Raw genomic sequence first — 19,995 nt, 5'->3', positions numbered from 1 at the left:
CACTAGTGAGTCTTCCGGATCCAGGCAAGTTCCCCAGAAGCGCGCATTGTGACGACACTGGACGGCGTTGTCTCTTTCCAGGGGCGTACAAATTGAATTCTTAGGCCCAGCCCCGCAGGGTTTGCTGCAAGGCTGGGGTGTTCAACAGCGCAAATCAAGGCATTACAATTGGGCATCGATGAGTTGCTGTAGAGCCGGCTTGTTCACGAAATCGACATTCATGTCAGTTGGGTCAAATGTGCTGACAGAGTATTCCCGTGTACCGCGCTTTTTGCCGTAGGGGAGCAGGGTGGCGGCAATGTTCCCGCTGTTCAGTGCTTTCTCCATGCCCTCCTGCATCGATTGCAAGGTGGTGAATGTGGCCATCCCGGAGTTGGGTTCGTAGAAAAACCAATCAGTCTTGCCGGCTTCAACTCTTATCCCGGCGAGCATTGCATGGTCCTTGGTCGTTATCCGCAGGGTTTTTGATTGGGGGGAGTTGGTCAAGTCCTCGATGATGTCTTGGTAAGGTTTCTTCGTATGCGGTTTGCCCATATGGAACGTAGTTTTCCTGCTGGCCGAGTCTTGAAGATCTTTTAGCTGTTGAATGAACAAAGCAGCTTTGGGATCGCTTGGGTTATCGGCTGCCTTGTAGAGGTTTTGCATCAGCTTATCTTCTTTCCCTTGGTGGACCGCCAAGGCCATTGCATTGGATAGACCCGCGCACTCGCCACGCGACGTAATATCAACATTCGCCAGGTAATGAACTTGTGACACCGGGACGACGCGAACGCCGGGCGCGCTAACATCGTGGGTCAAGAGACGAGATGCGTACTGAGCATTCTCAAGGTCGATCTTTTTGATTTCCCTTGTCAGCACCCCCATTTCTTCCGGGGTTCGATCGGGTTTTGATGCCAACTGCCTGAGTTCGGCGCTGTCCATGCCTTTGTGGTACCCCTTGACATTCTCCAGTAGGCCGCGTGAATGCCCTAGGTTGTACCGCGGCAGATTGGGCGGCGTTTGCGCAGCGAGGATGTTGTTCTTGAGGTCCATATGATGGAATTCGCGCTCTCCCTGGGCGTTAAACGTGGGGGGCTCACTTGCGCCCTTGGGCTTGAAATCCTTGATCGGCAACCCATACAGCTCGTTTTTGTCGGGGTTGTAGTGGTACCACTGATCGTTCTTGAGCACTGAGACCGTTTCAATGCTGCGGTTCCCGGCGGTAAACGTACCGATCAAGGCCGTGCCGTGTTCTTTGCTGACGGCGTTCAGCAGGTCATAGCTACCGCTGGCACCCCTTAGTTTATGAATGGCCTCAGCCCCTCTGGTCGCGAGGAAACTGGCGCCCTGGCCCAATACCCTCGCGCCTCCCGCCGCTAGATCACCCAAACCGCTCAAGGGGTTCAGCGCCCCTATGGTCGCTGCACCGATCACTTTGGCGGCGCGTAGCGCCTTGGCGCCGCTGGAGAGCGCGGAGCTACTTATCTTCATCAGTTTGCCTGCGGCTGCGGCGCCAGCGGTGAGAAAGCCGAATACATCCAGCGCCAGATCGAACGCGCCCTCGCCATAGTTCCCTTTCTGGAAATTGACGATGGCCGATCGAAACGGGATCAGGTTTAACAGAAATTCGGTGAGTGGCTTGGGGCCGCCTTGCAATTCGTCCAGGGTGGTCTGGCCCAGCGCATTGGCTTTTATAGACGGGTCGTCGAGTTCAAGGTGCTGCACAAACGCGTTGGCAATGGCACGGGATCGATCGCCGCTGAAGGAGTTCAACTGTGATTCATTCACCGGTCGTTCAACACTGAGCAGGTCGGCTCCCTCGTCAGGCTTGAAGGGTTTAGTCGTGGATACCCACCGTGATCGACTTGAACTCTGTTCCTCCGCCCGCCACAGATGCGTGGGTTCAATCGTGCCTTTGTTGAAGTTGATTTCGTAAGCTGCTGATACGCCGTTCAGTTCAGTCCTGACCAGCAGGCCTGGCTTGTTTGGACCGTAGGTTTTATCGGTAAACCCCAGGCCTAACTCGTGCGAACCTTCTTGGAACAAGGTGACTTTACCGAATTCGAAATTTTTTCGATCCGCCAACGGCAGCTGTGAAATCAAGTGCCGGATCGTGGTGTTTACAGCGGATTTTTTGTCCTTGATGCTTTGGCTGAACTCTTGTTCGAAGGCGCCTCGCACGCCAAAACTCAAGTTGGCGTTCAATGCTTCCAACGGAATACGGGGGTCATCCGACTTGAAGGGCGCCGGATCCGGCAAGTCCATCATGGCGATATCCAACATCGAATGCTCGCCTACCAGCCTGATTTGCTTATCGGTCCCGCGATAAGCGTCTGTACTCAGCACTTTCTCTTCGAAAAGCGGCCCCAGGTCGCCAAAACGCTCTTGGAGTCTGGCCAGTGCAATTTCTTTTCGGGTGGGTATTGGCTCGTCCAGCGCTTTGGTCGCCGTGAGCCGAGCGTCAAGTTGTTCGTTGAAGGCGGTTCTGACCGTATCGAGTTGTGCGTCGGAGTAGTCGTCGTTGAGGTTTTTGCCGATAACACCGTTGGCCACTCCCCAATCCACCAGGGCCGCAGCCTGGGCGTGCTGGGTAATCGAACGGTCTGCCAGGGATGCACTTTCGGCTTCTCGCATGACATCGGCAAACGTCATGTTCGGGACTTTGCCCGGCGTACGGGCCTCGATTGTGGCCGCAGCCACCGCCAGGTTCATCCACGCCGTACTGCCATAGGTCACCGAGGCAGGTATGTCCTTGATCAGGAACATCGGGGCGCGGCTGGCCAACAGCAGGTGGGCACCGACGTGTGCCAAGGCGGGGCTTGTGCGCTTTGTCGCGCTCAAATGAGCGGCCAGGCCTTCAACTACGGCGGAGGCGGGCTTACCCCAATGTTGCTCGCTTGCCAGATCGAAACCGGCAATGCTGTTGCGACGAGGCGCGGTGATGGACTCGGGGTCCATCTGCAGCGCAATCCCCGCCAGCAGGTAATCCGTCACGCTGCTGCCGGTGTCAATGCCTTGCATTTTCTCTTGTATGTCTTTGCCCATCAGTTGGGCCCGCGGCGAGCTGATCAGCGCATTCAGTATCTTCGCGGGATCATTCTGCGCATCCGCCGGTAACGGCTGGCGATAACGCAGGAACTCAAGTACACCGTCTTGGGTTTGCATCACCAACGGTTTGTCACCCAGATGGTGGACGTGATTGAGCGTAATGGCCCGCAGGCGTCGCTGTTCGTCTGACGCCAAGGGCGTTGGCCAGGACAGCGCGCCTCCCAGATTGCCCAGAGGGTGCTCCAACGCTCTGTCGATCACCGCATCAGCGAGTGCATTGAGGTGGAAGTGGGCGGCGGGCACCTTGACTCCCAGGTGCTCGATGAAAGCCTCCAGGCTCACGCTGCCATTGCCCGGCGCGAGGTACGAAGAGGCCGGATCGATAGCCATGGATGTGTTTTTTACCCCCTCAAGAATGGCCTCTGGCGTTGCGTCTTTGCCCATTCTTGTCGCCAGGTCCCTGAGCGCCTGGCCGAGCGTCTTCAAGTTCGCCTTATCGGCCAGTTGGCCGCAGAGGTCGGTTTTCCGGGGTGACGATGGGGTGTCCGAGGGGCCTATAGCCGAAGGGGCTGACTCAGCAAGGCTCGGCCTGGGCGTGGCTGTAACGACGGGAAGGGGCGTGGCGGTAGACACATGTGTCGAGATATTCAACATGCTGCAAATACCTTTACGGATAGGAATTAAGCGCCCTCCTGATGGAAGCTCCCTGTTTCGGAGACGCAGCATTGGGTGGAAAACCGACGCGCCCACGTTCCGATTGCACGTGCACAACAGTGTGAGGAGTTAAATCGTTGACATGATGTGACACGCCGTTGATAGAGGCACTTTTGTACCAAGTGGCAGCAGTTCTTCGCACTCCCGGCCTTAGAAAAATAGCGTTCAACCGCAACTTTGGGGCAAACTCCCGGTTTTTCCGTACTTGGCCAAGGCATGCCCATGACTCCCGCGTCGTCAGTCGATGAAAAGAGCTTTCGTACCCTCCTGAGCCGAAACGTGGCATTACCCCTGGGTGTGGGTGTGCTCAGCGCCGTGTTTTTTGTGTGCCTGATCACTTATTTGCTGACGGTGATCAAGTGGGTGGAGCACACCGATCGGGTGATCAATAACCTTAACGAGTCCTCCAAGCTCACCGTTGACCTGGAAACCGGCATGCGCGGGTTCCTGATCACCGGTGACGAGCATTTCCTCGACCCGTACGAAGTGGCCAAGCCGCGCATCATTGCCGACCTGCGTAACTTGCAGGAGTTGGTGGCGGATAACCCGCAGCAGGTCGACCGCCTCAAGCGCTTGGAGGCCATGCAGGGTGAGTGGAACAATTACGCCCAGTCGATGATTGATATGCAGCGCCAGAGCGGTGATTACCGCAGCGCTGTGAAGGCTGGCCGAGGCAAGCGCCTGACCGATGAGATCCGCAAGGAATACGACGACGCGGTGGCGATGGAGCAACAGTTCCGTCTTTCCCGCAATGAGGATGTCACACGTACCACGATAATCAGTGTCACCCTGTACCTGGCGTTCGTACTCGGCTTGAGTGGTTTTCTGGCGTATATCGGCAGGAAAAATCTGCTTTCTCTGTCAGAGAGCTACGCCACAACCCTCGCGTCACAACAGAAGATTGCACGCCGCCTCGAACAGCAGGCCTGGCTGCGCAACGGGCAGACTGAACTGGCCGAACAAGTGCTGGGCCAACTGACCCTGAACATGCTCGGGCGCAATATCCTGCAGTTTTTTGCCCAATACATGGGCTCGGCCGTTGCGGCGCTGTATGTGCGCGAGGAACACGGCGGCCTGAAACGGGTGGCCACTTATGGCTTCTCCCGCGAGCAGGAGCAACTGGAGCAATCAATCTACAGCGACGAAGGTATCGTTGGGCAGGCCGCGCAACTGGAGCGTCTGATCCGCCTGGATGATGTGCCGGTGGATTACTTCAAAGTCAGCTCCGGCCTCGGCGAAGGCCCTACACGCAGCGTGCTGGTAATGCCAACCAGCGATGACGACCGCGTCAACGGCGTGATCGAACTCGGCTTCCTGCGCCCGCTGGATGACCGCGACATTGAATTGCTGGAGCTGATCGCCGGCAACATCGGCACCTCCATCGAGGCCGCGCGTTATCGCCAGCGCCTGCAAGAAGTGCTGGCCGAGACCCAGCAGCTCAACGAAGAGCTGCAAGTGCAGCAGGAAGAACTCAAGACCGCCAACGAAGAGCTGGAGGAGCAGTCACGCATCCTCAAGGAATCCCAGGCCCACCTGGAGACCCAACAGGCAGAGCTGGAACAGACCAACGAACAATTGGCCGAGCAGACCCAGACTCTGGCCGACCAGCGCGACGCGATGGACCGCAAGAACATCGAACTCAATCAGGCCCAGGTGGAGCTGGAAGATCGCGCCGAAGAGTTGCAGCGTTCCAGCAAGTACAAATCCGAATTCCTCGCCAACATGTCCCACGAGCTGCGCACGCCGCTCAACAGCTCGTTGATCCTGGCCAAGTTGCTGGCGGAAAACCCCCAGGACAACCTCAGTGCCGAACAGGTCAAGTTTGCCGAGTCGATCTATTCGGCCGGCAATGACCTGCTCAACCTGATCAACGACATCCTGGATATTTCCAAGGTCGAAGCCGGCAAGCTGGAAGTGCGCCCGGAAAACTCCAGCGTGGCGCGTCTGGTCGACGGTCTGCGCGGGATGTTCGAACCCCTGGCTGCGGACCGCAAACTGGGCTTCCAGGTGGAGGTCCAGGCCGACGCGCCGGCGATGCTGTTTACCGACCGCCAGCGTCTGGAGCAGATCCTCAAGAACCTGCTGTCCAACGCGATCAAGTTCACCGAACAGGGTCAGGTCAGCCTGTCGGTGTCCCGCGCATCGGAGGAGGGCATTGCCTTTACCGTGCGCGATTCCGGGATCGGTATTGCGCCGGACCAGCAGGAAAGCATCTTCGAAGCCTTCCGCCAGGCCGACGGCACCACCAACCGCCGTTACGGCGGCACCGGCCTGGGCCTGTCGATTTCCCGCGACCTGGCAACCTTGCTAGGTGGCTACATCAGCGTGACCAGTGAACCCGGCAAGGGCAGCGTGTTCACCCTGATATTGCCGGAGCAGTACCTGGAGCGTGCCGACGACGCGCCGCCGATCGAGCAACCGCGCCACGCCGTGGTAGTGCCTGCCCCGACACCGATCAAGGTGTCGCCGCTGCCGGTCGCCGAGGCTGACTTGATCCCGCGCTTTGCCGATGACCGCGACAAGGCACCGTTCACCACCCGCTGCATCCTGGTGGTGGAAGACGAGCCCAACTTCGCCCGGATCCTGTTCGACCTGGCCCACGAACTGGGCTACCACTGCCTGGTTGCCCACGGGGCAGATGAAGGCTACAGCCTGGCCGAGGAGTACATCCCCGACGCGATCCTGCTGGACATGCGCCTGCCGGACCATTCCGGGCTGACCGTGCTGCAACGCCTCAAGGAGCACGCGAGTACCCGTCATATCCCGGTGCATGTGATCTCCGTGGAAGACCGCGTCGAAGCCGCCATGCATATGGGCGCCATCGGCTATGCGGTAAAACCCACCACCCGCGAAGAGCTCAAGGACGTGTTTGCGCGCCTGGAGGCCAAGCTGACCCAGAAGGTCAAGCGCGTCCTCCTGGTGGAAGACGACGACCTGCAACGCGACAGCATTGCCCGCCTGATCGGCGACGATGACATCGAGATCACCGATGTCGGCTTTGCCCAGGCCGCGTTGGACCTGCTGCGCACCAACGTCTACGACTGCATGATCATCGACCTCAAGCTGCCGGACATGCTCGGCAATGAGCTGCTCAAGCGCATGGCCACCGAGGACATCTGCTCGTTCCCGCCGGTAATCGTCTACACCGGGCGTAACCTCACCCGCGATGAAGAGGCCGAGCTGCGCAAGTACTCGCGCTCGATCATCATCAAGGGCGCACGCTCGCCGGAGCGCCTGCTGGACGAAGTCACACTCTTTCTGCACAAAGTCGAATCCCAGCTGTCCCATGACCGTCAGAAGATGCTCAAGACCGCCCGCAGCCGCGACAAGGTGTTCGAGGGGCGCAAAATCCTGTTGGTGGACGACGATGTGCGCAACATTTTCGCCCTCACCAGTGCGCTTGAGCACAAAGGCGCTGTGGTGGTGATCGGGCGTAACGGCCGCGAAGCCATCGACAAACTCAATGAAGTCGACGATATCGACCTGGTGCTGATGGACGTGATGATGCCGGAGATGGACGGATACGAGGCCACCGCCTTGATCCGCCAGGACCCGCGCTGGAAGAAGCTGCCGATCATCGCGGTGACGGCCAAGGCCATGAAGGACGACCAGGAGCGTTGCCTCGCGGCGGGCTCCAACGATTACCTGGCCAAGCCGATCGATCTGGACCGTCTGTTCTCACTGATTCGCGTATGGCTACCGAAGATGGAACGCATTTAAGTGGAGCACGTTTTTTTGGACAAGAGCAGCGACATCGAGCTGCGCCTGCTGATTGAGGCGATCTACCTCAAGTACAGCTATGACTTTCGCGACTACTCCGGTGCGTCGGTCAAACGCCGCGTGGCGCACGCACTGCGCCAGTTCGACTGCGCAACCATCTCGGCCTTGCAGGAGCGTGTGCTGCACGATCCGGCGGCGTTCATGCAACTGCTGCAGTTCCTGACGATTCCGGTGAGCGAGATGTTTCGCGACCCGTCGCACTTTCTGGCCATCCGCCAGGAAGTGGTGCCGCTGCTGAAGACGTATCCGTCGATCAAGATCTGGATCGCCGGTTGCAGCACGGGGGAGGAGGTCTACTCCATGGCGATCCTGCTGCGCGAAGAGGGCCTGCTGGAACGCACGATCATCTACGCCACGGACATCAACCCGGCCTCGCTCGATAAAGCCAAGCAAGGCATCTTCTCCCTGGAGAACGTGCGCGCCTACACCGCCAATTATCAGCAGGCCGGTGGGCAACGTTCATTTGCCGACTACTACACGGCGGCTTACGATTACGCCATCTTCGACAAGACGCTACGCGAGAACGTGACCTTTGCCGATCACAGCTTGGCGACCGATAGTGTATTCTCAGAAACCCAATTAATTTCGTGCCGTAACGTACTGATTTATTTCAATAAAAAGTTGCAAGACAGGGCGTTTGGATTGTTTCACGAGTCGCTGTGCCATCGCGGCTTTCTGGTGCTGGGCAGCAAGGAAACCCTGGATTTTTCGGCCTACAGCAAGCAATTCGAACCCTTGGTCAAGCAGGAACGGATCTACCGCAAATCATGAACGAAGCGCCAGCCAGCCCGATTCGCGGGATTGAAGCCATTGTCGTCGGCGCGTCTGCCGGCGGTGTGGAGGCATTGCTGAGTATTTTTGGCGAGCTGCCTGAGGGCTTTGGCTTGCCCATCATTGCGGTGCTGCACCTGCCGGATGAGCGTCGCAGCCAGTTGGCCGAAGTGTTTGCCCGACGCCTGCGTATCCCGGTGCATGAGGCGCGTGACAAAGAGCAGATCAAGGCAGGCGCTCTCTATTTCGCTGGCCCTGGTTATCACCTCTCGGTGGAGCTTGATTACAGCCTGTCCCTGAGCCAGGAGGACCGCGTGCATCATTCCCGACCCGCCATCGATTACCTGTTCGCGTCGGCCGCCGATGCCTACGGCAAAAATCTGCTGGCGATTCTGCTGACCGGCGCCAACCAGGACGGCGCGCGTGGTCTGGCCCACGTCAAGCGCTCCGGTGGCATCACTGTCGTGCAAGACCCGGCCGAGGCGCGCATCTCCGTAATGCCCCGGGCGGCCCTGGCCCTGCATACCCCCGACCATATTCTTACGCTGAGCCAAATCGGCTCGTTACTGGCTTTGCTGGAATCTTCCCCATGTTAAGTACTGTCCAGGCCAAACTGCTGATCGTCGACGATCTGCCGGAGAACCTGCTGGCCCTCGAAGCGCTGATCAAGCGTGAGGATCGCCAGGTCTTCAAGGCATTGAGCGCCGATGAAGCCTTGTCCCTGTTGCTGGAGCACGAATTCGCCATGGCGATTCTCGACGTGCAGATGCCCGGCATGAACGGTTTCGAACTGGCCGAGCTGATGCGCGGCACCGAAAAAACCAAGAACATCCCGATTGTGTTCGTCAGCGCTGCTGGCCGCGAACTCAACTACGCCTTCAAGGGCTACGAAAGCGGCGCCGTGGATTTCCTGCACAAACCGTTGGATATCCACGCGGTGAAGAGCAAGGTCAATGTGTTTGTCGACCTCTATCGCCAGAGCAAGGCCATGAAGCAACAGGTCGAAGCCCTGGAGCGCAGCCGCCGCGAGCAGGAGTTGCTGCTGAACCGCCTGCAGGCCACCCAAGCCGAGCTGGAGCAGGCCGTGCGCATGCGTGACGACTTCATGTCAATCGTCGCTCACGAAGTGCGTACGCCCCTCAACGGGCTGATCCTGGAAACCCAACTGCGCAAGATGCACCTGGCCCGGGACAACGCCGCCGCCTTCACCCTGGACAAGATGCACGCGATGGTCGACCGCGATGAGCGACAGATCAAAAGCCTGATTCGCTTGATCGAAGACATGCTCGACGTGTCGCGTATCCGTACCGGCAAGTTATCGATACGCCCGGCGCGGTTTGACCTCGCACAACTGGTCAGCAACCTGGTGGAAAACTTTGCGCCGCAAGTGGCGGCCGCCGATTCGTCGATGCAACTGGTTGCAGACGAGCCCGTCGAAGGCAGCTGGGACGAGTTCCGCATCGAACAGGTGGTCACCAACCTGCTGACCAACGCCCTGCGCTACGGGGCCAAGAGCCCGGTTGAAGTGCGGGTGTACAGTGAGCACGGCGAAGCACGGGTAGAGGTGCGTGATCACGGTATCGGCATCAGCGAAGAGAACCAGAAGCGTATCTTCCAGCAGTTCGAGCGCGTGTCCGCCAGTCAGGTAGCAGCGGGTCTTGGCCTTGGACTGTTTATTTCCGAGCAGATCGTTGCGGCCCATGGTGGCACCATCGAGGTCGAAAGCCAGATAGGCGAGGGCGCGCTGTTTCGGGTGTGCCTGCCCCTCGATACGTCGGCGTGAAATCAATCGTCACTTCGACGCAACCTTCTGCGTGACCCTATGGTCGTACATGCAGCAACTGACCGGACAAAGGCTTCCCATGAGTGAAGATGCACAAGATGTCGTACTGATTGTCGAAGACGACGAATCCATTATGTTTGTGCTGGGCGAATACCTGGCAGGCCTCGGCTATCGGGTGTTGAAGGCGATCAATGGGGAGCAGGCATTCGAAATCCTGGCCTCCAAGCCGCACCTGGACCTCATGGTGACTGACTACCGCCTGCCGGGCGGGATTTCCGGGGTGCAGATCGCTGAACCTGCGATCAAGCTGCGGCCGGAGCTGAAGGTCATCTTTATCAGCGGTTACCCTCAGGAAATCCTCGATTGCAACAGCCCGATCACGCGCAATGCACCGATCCTGGCCAAGCCGTTTGATCTGGATACGCTGCAGGAACATATCCAACGCCTGCTGGCCTGAAACGAAAGGGCCGGCGCAGAGATATCTCGGGCCGGCAAGACCACCTTCAGTCGATCAAATCAAATCAAATCCGGATGCCGGGTCGCAAGGTCCCGCAGCAACGTTTGGCCCTTGTGCTCCTGACTGAGTACCGATGAGAGCCCATAGGCGCTTCTGGTGTTGTCGCCGCCAACGAGGATGAGTTTGGCGCCGCCGTCTCCAAACGCAGTCTGTGCGTCTTTCAATGCGTTGGCTTGCAGATCGTTCAGCGCGCTGCCGCGCAGGTGCATCAGGGTCCGTTTCTGGTAGATGCCTTCCTTGAGATCCGAAAGGATCACGATCATTTGCATAGCGCAATAAAACTGCACGATAAAGCTGGGCCAGCCGTTTGTCAGCCTCTTCAGTGCTGTTAGTGCTCGCCCAATTAAAGGCATGTGTCGAGCCGTCACCGTCCGTGCTCGCCATTACATTGCGTCTGGAAATGGTTTCACCCGTATGCTTCGGGCGCGGTCTGGGCAAGGACGTGCTTTGAATAATCGGCAGGGTTGTCATGAAAACTCTCGACGAATGTAAGTGAGTCGTCTGATTAGATAGACGGCAACTTGTTCTGTGGCGAGAGATGTAGTTAAGGTCCCTGTGCGTATGTTTGAAGTGTTACAAAGCATTAGAAGAGCCACTAACAAGTTACCCTGCATAACTTGCGCCCCCCCATTATATTAGGAGGGGTTATGCTCGAATCATCTCCCTGACCTTCGCCGTCAATAGATCGAACGTGAACGGCTTGGTGATCAACTGCATGCCAGGGTCCAGGAACCCGCCGCGTACCGCCGCATGTTCAGCATACCCCGTGATGAACAACACCTTGAGATCCGGTCGAAGCTGCCGGCCGATTTCGGCCATCTGCCGGCCATTCATACCCGGCAGGCCGACGTCACTGATCAGAAGATCGATGCGTTGGTCCGACTCAATGATCGGTAATGCCGTATTGGCATCCCCGGCCTCAACAAAGCCATAACCCAACTCCTTGAGTACTGCGCAGACCAGCACGCGTACGGCGGGGTCGTCTTCGACGATCAGCACGGTCTCCCCCGAATTGGCCAATGGCAGCAGCGCAGGGTTGAGCGGGGCCGCCAGCACGGTCTCACCCAGAAAACGCGGCAGGAACAAGCTGACGGTCGTCCCCAGGCCCACTTCGCTGTGCAGGGTGACGTGGCCGCGGGACTGACGGGCGAACCCGTAGATCATCGACAAACCAAGGCCCGTGCCCTGGCCGATCGGCTTGGTGGTAAAGAACGGGTCGAATACACGGCCAATCACGCTTTCGGGAATGCCGCAGCCGTTGTCGCTGATGCTCAACTCAACGTAGTCGCCTGGGGGCAGGGTGCCAAAGGCGGCGGTAAACACGCTGTCCAGGTGTCGGTTGGTGGTTTCCACCACCAATTTGCCGCCGTTGGGCATGGCATCGCGGGCGTTGAGTACCAGGTTGAGCAGGGCGCTTTCCAGTTGATTGGGGTCGGCTTCGGCCGTCCACAGCTGGTCCGTGAGGTGCATCTCAAGGGTGATGCTTTCATTGATGCTGCGTTGCAGCAGTTCGCCCATTGAGCTCACCAGCTCGTTGATATTGACCGGCTTGGAATCCAGCGACTGGCGGCGGGAAAACGCCAGCAACCGGTGGGTCAGCCCGGCTGCGCGGTTGGCCGAGGTGACGCCCAGGTCGATCAGGCTGTCGAGGTCGTCCAATTTGCCACGGGACACGCGCCTTCGCAGCAGCTCCAGGCTGCCGATGATCCCGGTGAGCATATTGTTGAAGTCATGGGCGATGCCGCCGGTCAATTGGCCGACGGCTTCCATTTTCTGTGATTGGCGCAGGGCCTCTTCGTTGTGACGCAGTTGGGCCGTGCGCTCCTCGACTTGCTGTTCGAGGGTTTCCAGGGTGCGTTGCAGGCGCAGCTCGCTTTTGCTCAAGTCGATCAGGCGGTCACGCGCCTCATACTGCCGGCGACGGCCGCGCAGGGCAGTGCTGACCAGGCTGATTAGCGTCACGGGGTGGAAGGGCCGCTCCAGGAAGGTGACATTGCCGAGCAAGCCGCTGAACTGGGAGGAGCCATTCTGCTCGCTGCTGCCATGGTGGGTCATCAGCACGATGGGCATGTCCGACCAGGCCGGCTGCTGGTGCAAGTACTCCAGCAGGGGCTCAAGGTCGACACCGCGCAATGCTTCAGCGGCGATGATCAGCAGGCCTGCACCCTGTTCCAGCGCGTCGCACAGCATTGGCAGGTGGGTCGCGACGATGCCGGTGTAACCGGCCTCGTTGAGCATCATCAGCGCCAGCGAGCTATCGCGTCCTACGGGCGCCAGGATAATCGCGCGCTCGGAGACGCCAGGTAGAGTGGGCACTATCCCTCATCCTTGAGCAGAGGGGAGCCGGCACCCATGTAGGTCGGGATGCCGCGCAGTACGCCCTGGAAGTTGTCCAGAGGCTCGCCAACGGTAAGGCCACGGCTGCCGATGCGGTATTCACGAATGGTTGATTCGTGGGCGCCGGTACGCTTCTTGATGATCGAAATTGCGCGGCGGACTTTGCCCAGGGCTTCGAAGTAACGCAGCAGAATCACCGTGTCGGCCAGGTAGGTGATGTCGACCGGCGCTTGCATATCGCCGACCAGCCCGTGTTGGGCGACGGTCATGAAGGTGGCCGCGCCTCTACGGTTGAGGTACAGCAGCAGTTCGTGCATGTGCAGGATCAGCGCGTTTTCCTCCGGCATTGCTGCCTGGTACCCGTTGATGCTGTCGATCACCACGGTCTTGATGCCCGCTTCATCGACGGCGCGGCGCACCCGGTGGGAGAACTCGCCGGGGGACAGCTCGGCAGCGTCCACTTGTTCGATCATCAGGTTTCCGGTGGCCTGCAGCGCTTCGAGGTCGATGCCCATGTTTTTCATGCGCTCGAACAGCAGCCCCAGCTCTTCGTCGAAAATAAACAGCGCAGCCTTCTCGCCCCGTGACACGGCGGCGGCGGCGAAGATCATCGAGATCAGCGATTTACCAGTACCGGCTGGGCCGAGGATCAGGCTGCTGGAGCCGGTTTCGATGCCACCACCCAACAATGAGTCCATCTCGCTGATGCCACTGGTGAGCGTCTGGCGGTTGTAGCCACCGCGGTGTTCGGCCGCCACCAGGCGAGGGAACACGTGCACGCCGTCCTGCATGATGGTGAAGTCGTGGAAACCGCCGCGATACTTCTGACCACGGTATTTCACTACCCGCACGCGGCGGCGTTCGGCGCCGTAGTTTGGCGTCAATTCTTCCAGGCGGATCACGCCGTGGGCCACGCTGTGCACGGTTTTATCCAGGGATTCGGTGGTCAGGTCGTCCAGCAGTAATACGGTGGCGTCGTAACGTACGAAGTAGTGCTTGATCGCGAGGATCTGCCGGCGGTAACGCAAAGAGCTCTGCGCCAGCAGGCGGATCTCGGAGAGGCTGTCGACGACCACACGGGTGGGCTTGACCCGCTCCACCACCTCGAAAATCTGCCGAGTGGCTTCGCCCAGTTCAAGGTCAGAGGAATACAGCAGGCTCTGCTGGTGCTCTGCATTGAGCAGGCTTTCCGGTGGGGTCAGCTCGAAGATATGGATGTTGTCGTCCAAGTCCCAGCCGTGGGACTTGGCGCCCTGGCGCAGTTCGTGCTCCGTCTCCGACAAGGTGATGTACAAGGATCGCTCGCCGTTTTTCGCCCCGGCCTGGAGGAAATGCAGCGCCACGGTAGTTTTACCAGTGCCGGGTTCGCCTTCCAGCAGGAACAAGTGGCTGCGCGATAGACCTCCGGAAAGAATGTCATCAAGACCTTCGATGCCGATGGCCGCCTTTTCACTGAACAGCTCTTTGGATGTAGACAAGAAGTGCCCTCGGGTCACGTACAAGTAGAAGGGCATGTCCGTTGCGACACGCCATGTTTACTTGACCGTGGCACTTTGCAACCGTTCCACATTTGCTTCAATTTGTAAGCGCAGGACGGCTCTACAGACCTTGTTGCAACGCTGGATCGTCCGGGTTTTGTTGCTCAAGCTGAGCCAACAGCACCTGGACATTCTGCAACTGCCCGCTCTCTTTCCAGTAGTTGACCAGCAACACTCGCGCCTTGCGATTGGAAGGGTGACGCTGGACGATTTCCTCCAATTGGCGTTGCGCTGCTTCCAGTTCCTGCTGGTCGTGCAGGGTGGTGGCCAGGTCGTAGCGGTAATCCTGATTGTCCGGCTCCAGTTCCACTGCCTTGGACAGGCCGAGCAGCGCATAAGGCCGCTCGCCGTGGTGCAGCAGCCACATGCCGAGGGCGTGTTGCAGGTAGGCGGATTCGGGGTGCGCCGCCAACTGTCGGGCCAGTAATTGGCGGGATTCGTCAGTCTTGCCTTGTTTATCCAGCAGCTCGATCTGCGCAACCACTGCTTGCAGGTTGTCCGGCTGCAAACGCATCGCCTGCTCCAGGGCATGTTGCGCCTCAGGCAGCAGGGCGCTGTGGATGTACAGGCGTGCCAGTTGAATCCAGCCCTCGGCGGTTTCGGGCTGGGTCTTGAGGTGCTTTACGAATTCATCCAGTACCTGTTGCAACGGCCCGAAGTACAGGCCAAGGGTGTCCGGCGACAGGCCGAGCAAGGCATTGGCGGCGGCAAAGCGCACGCTTTGTTCGGGGTCATCCAGCGCCGGGCCGAGCAACAGGGTGCGCTGGCCTGTGGGAACCAGGCCGACAATGCTGTGGATCGCCGCTTCGCGGACCACGGGCGAGTCATTGCCCAGGTCCTTATCCGCCAGCTTCAGGGCCTGGGGGCTCGGGTAGTTGTGCAGTTCGGCATGCAGCGCAGCGCGGCGCTCATCAGTCAGGTCCGGGCGGCCCAATTGCTGATACAGCACGCGGGCGGCGCCCGGTTCGCCGTTACGCGCCTGCTTCAGGGCCTTGGAATAACCATGGGCAATGGCAGGCGCCACCGCCACTGGGGCGGAGCGCGAGAAATACCAAGTGATCAGCACAATGAACAACAGGGCGCACAGGCCGACGATGGCGTAACGGCGTGACTTTGACATGCAGGCGTCCGAAAGCTTGAGCAGCTATTACAAAGGCCGTCAGCTTCGGTCAGACCAGGGCAGGTGTCAAACCGGCTTCAGGTCAGTTGGGTGGCGCAGGCCATCAAGTTAGAAACTGGCGGGGAGGGCGTCCAATCGCTTGGGCCAACGGGCTGAATGGTGCGGTCTATGATCAATGCACTCTTGGCCAAACCAGTCAGCCATGTTGAAGGCTTTGACCATTGCCGCTGTGCAGCGCGCAAGGGACTATTTGGTCAATACGCTCGTTACTTGGTCCATCGTTCAAGGAAACAATGATGCAGATTGAAAACAAGGTTTTTCTGGTCAGCGGCGGCGCCTCAGGCCTTGGCGCGGCCACCGCTGAGATGCTCGTCGCCGCTGGCGCCAAAGTGATGCTGGTGGACCTGAACGCCGAGGCCGTGGCGGCCAAGGCCCTGCAGCTGGGTGATAACGCCCGCAGCAGCGTGGCCGATATCAGCCAGGAAGCGGCTGCCGAAGCTGCCGTGCAGGCCACCGTCGCGGCGTTTGGCGGTTTGCACGGGCTGGTTAACTGCGCCGGTGTGGTGCGCGGCGAAAAAATCCTCGGCAAGAACGGCCCTCACGGTCTGGCGAGCTTCGCACAGGTGATCAACGTCAACCTGATCGGCAGCTTCAACCTGTTGCGCCTGGCCGCCGCCGCCATTGCCGAGACCGAAGCGAATGCCGACGGTGAACGCGGCGTCATTATCAACACCGCTTCCGTCGCTGCGTTTGACGGGCAAATCGGTCAAGCCGCGTATGCGGCGTCCAAGGGCGCAATCGCCAGCCTCACACTGCCCGCCGCACGTGAGTTGGCGCGTTTCGGCATTCGCGTAATGACCATCGCCCCCGGCATCTTCGAAACCTCGATGATGGCCGGCATGACCCCCGAAGTACGCGACTCCCTCGCCGCCGGCGTGCCATTCCCGCCACGCCTGGGCAAGCCTGCCGAATACGCCGCACTGGTGCGGCACATCATTGAAAACAGCATGCTCAATGGCGAGGTGATCCGCCTCGACGGTGCCTTGCGCATGGCTGCCAAGTAAGGAGTGCTTCATGACTGATCCCATCGTGATTGTCAGCGCCGTACGCACGCCCATGGGCGGGTTCCAGGGCGACCTCAAGGGCTTGACCGCACCTCAGCTCGGCGCGGCCGCGATTCGTGCGGCGGTCGAGCGTGCCGGTATCGCCACCGACGCCGTGGATGAAGTGCTGTTTGGCTGCGTACTCCCCGCTGGCCTGGGCCAGGCGCCGGCGCGGCAAGCGGCGTTGGGCGCCGGGTTGGATAAGTCCACCCGCTGCACCACCCTTAACAAGATGTGCGGCTCGGGCATGGAAGCGACGATCCTGGCCCATGATTCACTGCTGGCCGGCAGCGTCGATGTGGTGATTGCCGGCGGTATGGAGAGCATGTCGAACGCGCCTTATCTGCTCGACCGCGCCCGCAGCGGCTACCGCATGGGCCACGGCCGCGTCCTGGACCATATGTTTCTCGATGGCCTGGAAGACGCCTACGACAAGGGCCGCCTGATGGGTACCTTCGCCGAAGATTGCGCGCTGCATAACGGCTTTACCCGCGAAGCGCAGGACGCTTTCGCCATTGCGTCGCTGGCCCGCGCCCAGGAAGCGATCACCCACGGCAACTTCGCGGCCGAGATCGTGCCGGTGCAGGTCACTGTCGGCAAAGAACAAAAAACCATCCTGCACGACGAACAACCGCCCAAGGCCAGGCTGGACAAGATCGCCAGCCTCAAACCCGCCTTTCGTGAAGGCGGCACGGTGACAGCGGCGAACTCCAGCTCGATTTCCGACGGCGCCGCGGCGCTGTTACTGATGCGCCAGTCCCAAGCGCACCAGCGTGGGCTCAAGCCGTTGGCGATCATCCACGGGCATGCCGCCTTTGCCGACGAGCCGGGGCTGTTTCCGGTAGCGCCGGTGGGCGCGATTCGCAAGCTGATGAGCAAGACCGGCTGGAGCCTGGATGAGGTGGACCTGTTCGAGATCAACGAAGCCTTCGCGGTGGTGAGCCTGGTGACCATGAGCAAGCTGCAAATCCCCCACGCCAAGGTCAATATCCACGGTGGCGCGTGCGCGCTGGGCCATCCGATCGGCGCCTCCGGCGCGCGCATCCTGGTGACCTTGCTCTCGGCCCTGCGCCAAAAAGGCCTCAAGCGAGGCGTTGCCGCAATCTGCATCGGCGGTGGTGAAGCCACGGCCATGGCCGTTGAATGCCTGTATTAAGGACTGCCCCCCATGCTGCCCAATGACGAACAACTGCAAATCAGCGACGCGGCCCGGCAATTTGCCCAGGAACGCCTCAAACCCTTCGCCGCCGAGTGGGACCGCGAGCACCGTTTTCCCAAGGAGGCCATCGGCGAAATGGCCGAACTGGGCTTTTTCGGCATGCTGGTGCCGGAACAGTGGGGCGGTTGCGACACTGGCTACCTGGCCTACGCCATGGCGCTGGAAGAAATCGCCGCCGGTGACGGTGCCTGTTCCACCATCATGAGCGTGCATAACTCGGTGGGTTGCGTGCCGATCCTCAAGTTCGGCAACGACCAGCAAAAAGCCCAGTTCCTCACGCCGCTGGCCAGCGGCGCCATGCTGGGAGCCTTTGCCCTGACCGAACCCCAGGCCGGCTCTGACGCCAGCAGCCTGAAAACCCGCGCCCGCCTGGACGGCGACCACTACGTGTTGAATGGCTGTAAACAGTTCATCACCTCCGGGCAAAACGCCGGGGTGGTGATTGTGTTTGCCGTCACTGACCCCGCAGCGGGAAAACGCGGGATCAGCGCGTTCATCGTGCCCACCGATTCGCCGGGCTACAGCGTGGCGCGGGTCGAGGACAAGCTGGGGCAGCATGCGTCGGACACCTGCCAGATCCTGTTTGAAGACCTGAAGGTTCCGGTGGCCAACCGTTTGGGCGAGGAGGGCGAAGGCTACAAGATCGCCCTGGCCAACCTTGAAGGCGGCCGCGTGGGCATCGCCTCGCAATCGGTGGGCATGGCCCGCGCCGCATTTGAAGCGGCCCGGGACTACGCCCGCGAGCGCGAAAGTTTCGGCAAGCCACTGATCGAACACCAGGCCGTTGCCTTCCGCCTGGCCGACATGGCCACGCAAATTGCCGTGGCCCGGCAAATGGTGCATTACGCCGCCGCCCTGCGCGACAGCGGCAAGCCAGCGCTGGTGGAAGCGTCCATGGCCAAGCTATTTGCCTCGGAAATGGCCGAGAAAGTCTGTTCGGCTGCCTTGCAAACCCTGGGCGGTTACGGTTACCTGAGCGACTTTCCCCTGGAGCGGATCTACCGCGATGTGCGGGTCTGCCAGATTTACGAAGGCACCAGCGATATCCAACGCATGGTCATCTCACGCAATCTCTAAGGAGCCGATACATGAGTTACGAAACCATTTTGCTCGACGTCCAGGGCCGCGTCGGACTGATTACCCTGAACCGTCCGCAAGCCCTGAACGCGCTAAATGCGCAACTGGTCAGTGAGTTGAACCAGGCGTTGGATAGCCTGGAAGCCGATCCGCAAATCGGCTGCATCGTGCTGACCGGTTCCAAGAAAGCCTTTGCGGCCGGCGCCGACATCAAGGAAATGGCCGAGCTGACCTACCCGCAGATCTACCTCGATGACCTGTTCAGCGACAGCGACCGCGTGGCCAACCGCCGCAAACCGATCATTGCCGCCGTGAACGGCTTTGCCTTGGGCGGCGGTTGCGAACTGGCGCTGATGTGTGACTTCATCCTGGCGGGCGACGGCGCCAAGTTCGGTCAGCCGGAAATCAACCTCGGCGTCCTGCCGGGCATGGGCGGCACCCAACGCCTGACCCGGGCCGTGGGCAAGGCCAAGGCTATGGAAATGTGCCTGACCGGGCGCTTTATCGATGCGGTGGAAGCAGAACGTTGCGGCATTGTTGCACGCATCGTGCCGGCCGATGAGCTGTTGGATGAAGCCCTGAAAGTCGCCACCCTGATCGCCGGCAAGTCAGTGCCGATCAGCATGATGGTCAAGGAAAGCGTCAACCGTGCGTTTGAAGTGAGCCTGTCCGAAGGCGTGCGCTTTGAGCGCCGGGTGTTCCATGCGGCCTTCGCGACGCTGGATCAGAAGGAAGGCATGGCGGCGTTTGTGGCCAAGCGTGCGCCGGAGTTCAAAGACAAATAAGCGTGTGGGGGCGGACGTATTGACACCCTGCGATCTGCGGGGCGCCAACGCAGCCTCGCTTGCGCTCGACAGCTGCTTGCCCGGTGAGAGCAGAGGTATCGGCTTATACATAACTCTGTGGTGAGCGGGCTTGTCCCGCGCTGGGCTGCGCAGCAGCCCCAAAACCAGGCAACTTGGTTTTTCTGAAAAAACGCGGTGGCTTTGATGGGGCTGCTTCGCAGCCC

General features: G+C 60.0%; 14 protein-coding genes. 9 read left to right on the top strand and 5 right to left on the bottom strand.

What is annotated here, in order from left to right; translation table 11 throughout:
* Nucleotides 1–162: 162 nt before the first annotated feature.
* Complete coding sequence (locus tag EJD88_RS13940; RefSeq protein WP_256673704.1) at nucleotides 163–3,471, bottom strand: hypothetical protein; 3,309 nt, start codon at nucleotides 3,469–3,471, stop codon at nucleotides 163–165.
* Nucleotides 3,472–3,963: 492 nt separating this feature from the next.
* On the opposite strand from EJD88_RS13940, the gene EJD88_RS13935 reads away from it, so the two are divergent.
* From EJD88_RS13935 to EJD88_RS13915, 5 genes are all read left to right on the top strand, one after another.
* Nucleotides 3,964–7,461 (top strand): response regulator, encoded by a 3,498-nt coding sequence (locus tag EJD88_RS13935; protein ID WP_158878253.1) that lies wholly within the window; start codon nucleotides 3,964–3,966, stop codon nucleotides 7,459–7,461.
* On the top strand, nucleotides 7,462–8,292 hold the full coding sequence (locus EJD88_RS13930; RefSeq protein ID WP_224793894.1) for a protein-glutamate O-methyltransferase CheR: 831 nt from the start codon (nucleotides 7,462–7,464) through the stop codon (nucleotides 8,290–8,292).
* Nucleotides 8,289–8,888 (top strand): chemotaxis protein CheB, encoded by a 600-nt coding sequence (locus EJD88_RS13925; protein ID WP_158878252.1) that lies wholly within the window; start codon nucleotides 8,289–8,291, stop codon nucleotides 8,886–8,888. The genes EJD88_RS13930 and EJD88_RS13925 overlap by 4 nt, the downstream gene beginning before the upstream one ends.
* Complete coding sequence (locus EJD88_RS13920; protein WP_099583006.1) at nucleotides 8,882–10,075, top strand: hybrid sensor histidine kinase/response regulator; 1,194 nt, start codon at nucleotides 8,882–8,884, stop codon at nucleotides 10,073–10,075. Before EJD88_RS13925 ends, EJD88_RS13920 begins: the two co-directional genes overlap by 7 nt.
* Nucleotides 10,076–10,154: 79 nt before the next feature.
* Nucleotides 10,155–10,532, top strand: coding sequence for a response regulator (locus EJD88_RS13915; RefSeq protein WP_099583004.1), 378 nt, complete (start codon nucleotides 10,155–10,157; stop codon nucleotides 10,530–10,532).
* A gap of 59 nt (nucleotides 10,533–10,591) precedes the next feature.
* Here EJD88_RS13915 and EJD88_RS13910 read toward each other — a convergent pair whose 3' ends face one another.
* From EJD88_RS13910 to EJD88_RS13895, 4 genes are all read right to left on the bottom strand, one after another.
* A complete protein-coding gene (locus tag EJD88_RS13910) occupies nucleotides 10,592–10,855 on the bottom strand; it encodes a hypothetical protein (protein WP_158878251.1) in 264 nt (87 codons plus the stop codon).
* Between the two features lie 382 nt (nucleotides 10,856–11,237).
* On the bottom strand, nucleotides 11,238–12,908 hold the full coding sequence (locus tag EJD88_RS13905; protein WP_112195284.1) for an ATP-binding protein: 1,671 nt from the start codon (nucleotides 12,906–12,908) through the stop codon (nucleotides 11,238–11,240).
* Nucleotides 12,908–14,407, bottom strand: a complete 1,500-nt coding sequence (locus EJD88_RS13900; RefSeq protein WP_112196953.1) for an ATPase domain-containing protein — start codon at nucleotides 14,405–14,407, stop codon at nucleotides 12,908–12,910. Before EJD88_RS13900 ends, EJD88_RS13905 begins: the two co-directional genes overlap by 1 nt.
* A 121-nt stretch (nucleotides 14,408–14,528) precedes the next feature.
* Nucleotides 14,529–15,587: a tetratricopeptide repeat protein gene (locus EJD88_RS13895; RefSeq protein ID WP_099582999.1), complete on the bottom strand. Its 1,059-nt coding sequence runs from the start codon at nucleotides 15,585–15,587 to the stop codon at nucleotides 14,529–14,531.
* Nucleotides 15,588–15,883: 296 nt separating this feature from the next.
* On the opposite strand from EJD88_RS13895, the gene EJD88_RS13890 reads away from it, so the two are divergent.
* From EJD88_RS13890 to EJD88_RS13875, 4 genes are read left to right on the top strand one after another with little or no spacing between them, the layout of a single operon-like run.
* The gene (locus EJD88_RS13890; protein ID WP_158878250.1) at nucleotides 15,884–16,651 is read left to right on the top strand and encodes an SDR family NAD(P)-dependent oxidoreductase; all 768 of its coding nucleotides are present in this window, start codon (nucleotides 15,884–15,886) and stop codon (nucleotides 16,649–16,651) included.
* A gap of 10 nt (nucleotides 16,652–16,661) precedes the next feature.
* Nucleotides 16,662–17,846, top strand: a complete 1,185-nt coding sequence (locus EJD88_RS13885) for an acetyl-CoA C-acyltransferase (protein WP_158878249.1) — start codon at nucleotides 16,662–16,664, stop codon at nucleotides 17,844–17,846.
* A 12-nt stretch (nucleotides 17,847–17,858) separates the two neighbouring features.
* A complete protein-coding gene (locus EJD88_RS13880) occupies nucleotides 17,859–18,986 on the top strand; it encodes an acyl-CoA dehydrogenase (protein ID WP_099582994.1) in 1,128 nt (375 codons plus the stop codon).
* A gap of 11 nt (nucleotides 18,987–18,997) precedes the next feature.
* Complete coding sequence (locus EJD88_RS13875) at nucleotides 18,998–19,771, top strand: enoyl-CoA hydratase (RefSeq protein WP_099582992.1); 774 nt, start codon at nucleotides 18,998–19,000, stop codon at nucleotides 19,769–19,771.
* Nucleotides 19,772–19,995: the final 224 nt, after the last annotated feature.

It is taken from the genome of Pseudomonas sp. PB105 (assembly GCF_009764655.1).
Taxonomy (GTDB): Bacteria; Pseudomonadota; Gammaproteobacteria; order Pseudomonadales; family Pseudomonadaceae; genus Aquipseudomonas; species Aquipseudomonas cyclaminis.
This window is presented reverse-complemented; position numbering and strand designations above follow the sequence as displayed.

Excerpts from the sequence above, each read along its gene's own strand:
- EJD88_RS13895 (WP_099582999.1), bottom strand. The coding sequence starts at position 15,587 with ATGTCAAAGTCACGCCGTTACGCCATCGTCGGCCTGTGCGCCCTGTTG.
- EJD88_RS13915 (WP_099583004.1), top strand. The coding sequence starts at position 10,155 with ATGAGTGAAGATGCACAAGATGTCGTACTGATTGTCGAAGACGACGAA.
- EJD88_RS13940 (WP_256673704.1), bottom strand. The coding sequence starts at position 3,471 with ATGGGCAAAGACGCAACGCCAGAGGCCATTCTTGAGGGGGTAAAAAAC.
- EJD88_RS13925 (WP_158878252.1), top strand. The coding sequence starts at position 8,289 with ATGAACGAAGCGCCAGCCAGCCCGATTCGCGGGATTGAAGCCATTGTC.
- EJD88_RS13890 (WP_158878250.1), top strand. The coding sequence starts at position 15,884 with ATGCAGATTGAAAACAAGGTTTTTCTGGTCAGCGGCGGCGCCTCAGGC.
- EJD88_RS13880 (WP_099582994.1), top strand. The coding sequence starts at position 17,859 with ATGCTGCCCAATGACGAACAACTGCAAATCAGCGACGCGGCCCGGCAA.
- EJD88_RS13910 (WP_158878251.1), bottom strand. The coding sequence starts at position 10,855 with ATGATCGTGATCCTTTCGGATCTCAAGGAAGGCATCTACCAGAAACGG.
- EJD88_RS13875 (WP_099582992.1), top strand. The coding sequence starts at position 18,998 with ATGAGTTACGAAACCATTTTGCTCGACGTCCAGGGCCGCGTCGGACTG.
- EJD88_RS13885 (WP_158878249.1), top strand. The coding sequence starts at position 16,662 with ATGACTGATCCCATCGTGATTGTCAGCGCCGTACGCACGCCCATGGGC.
- EJD88_RS13920 (WP_099583006.1), top strand. The coding sequence starts at position 8,882 with ATGTTAAGTACTGTCCAGGCCAAACTGCTGATCGTCGACGATCTGCCG.
- EJD88_RS13935 (WP_158878253.1), top strand. The coding sequence starts at position 3,964 with ATGACTCCCGCGTCGTCAGTCGATGAAAAGAGCTTTCGTACCCTCCTG.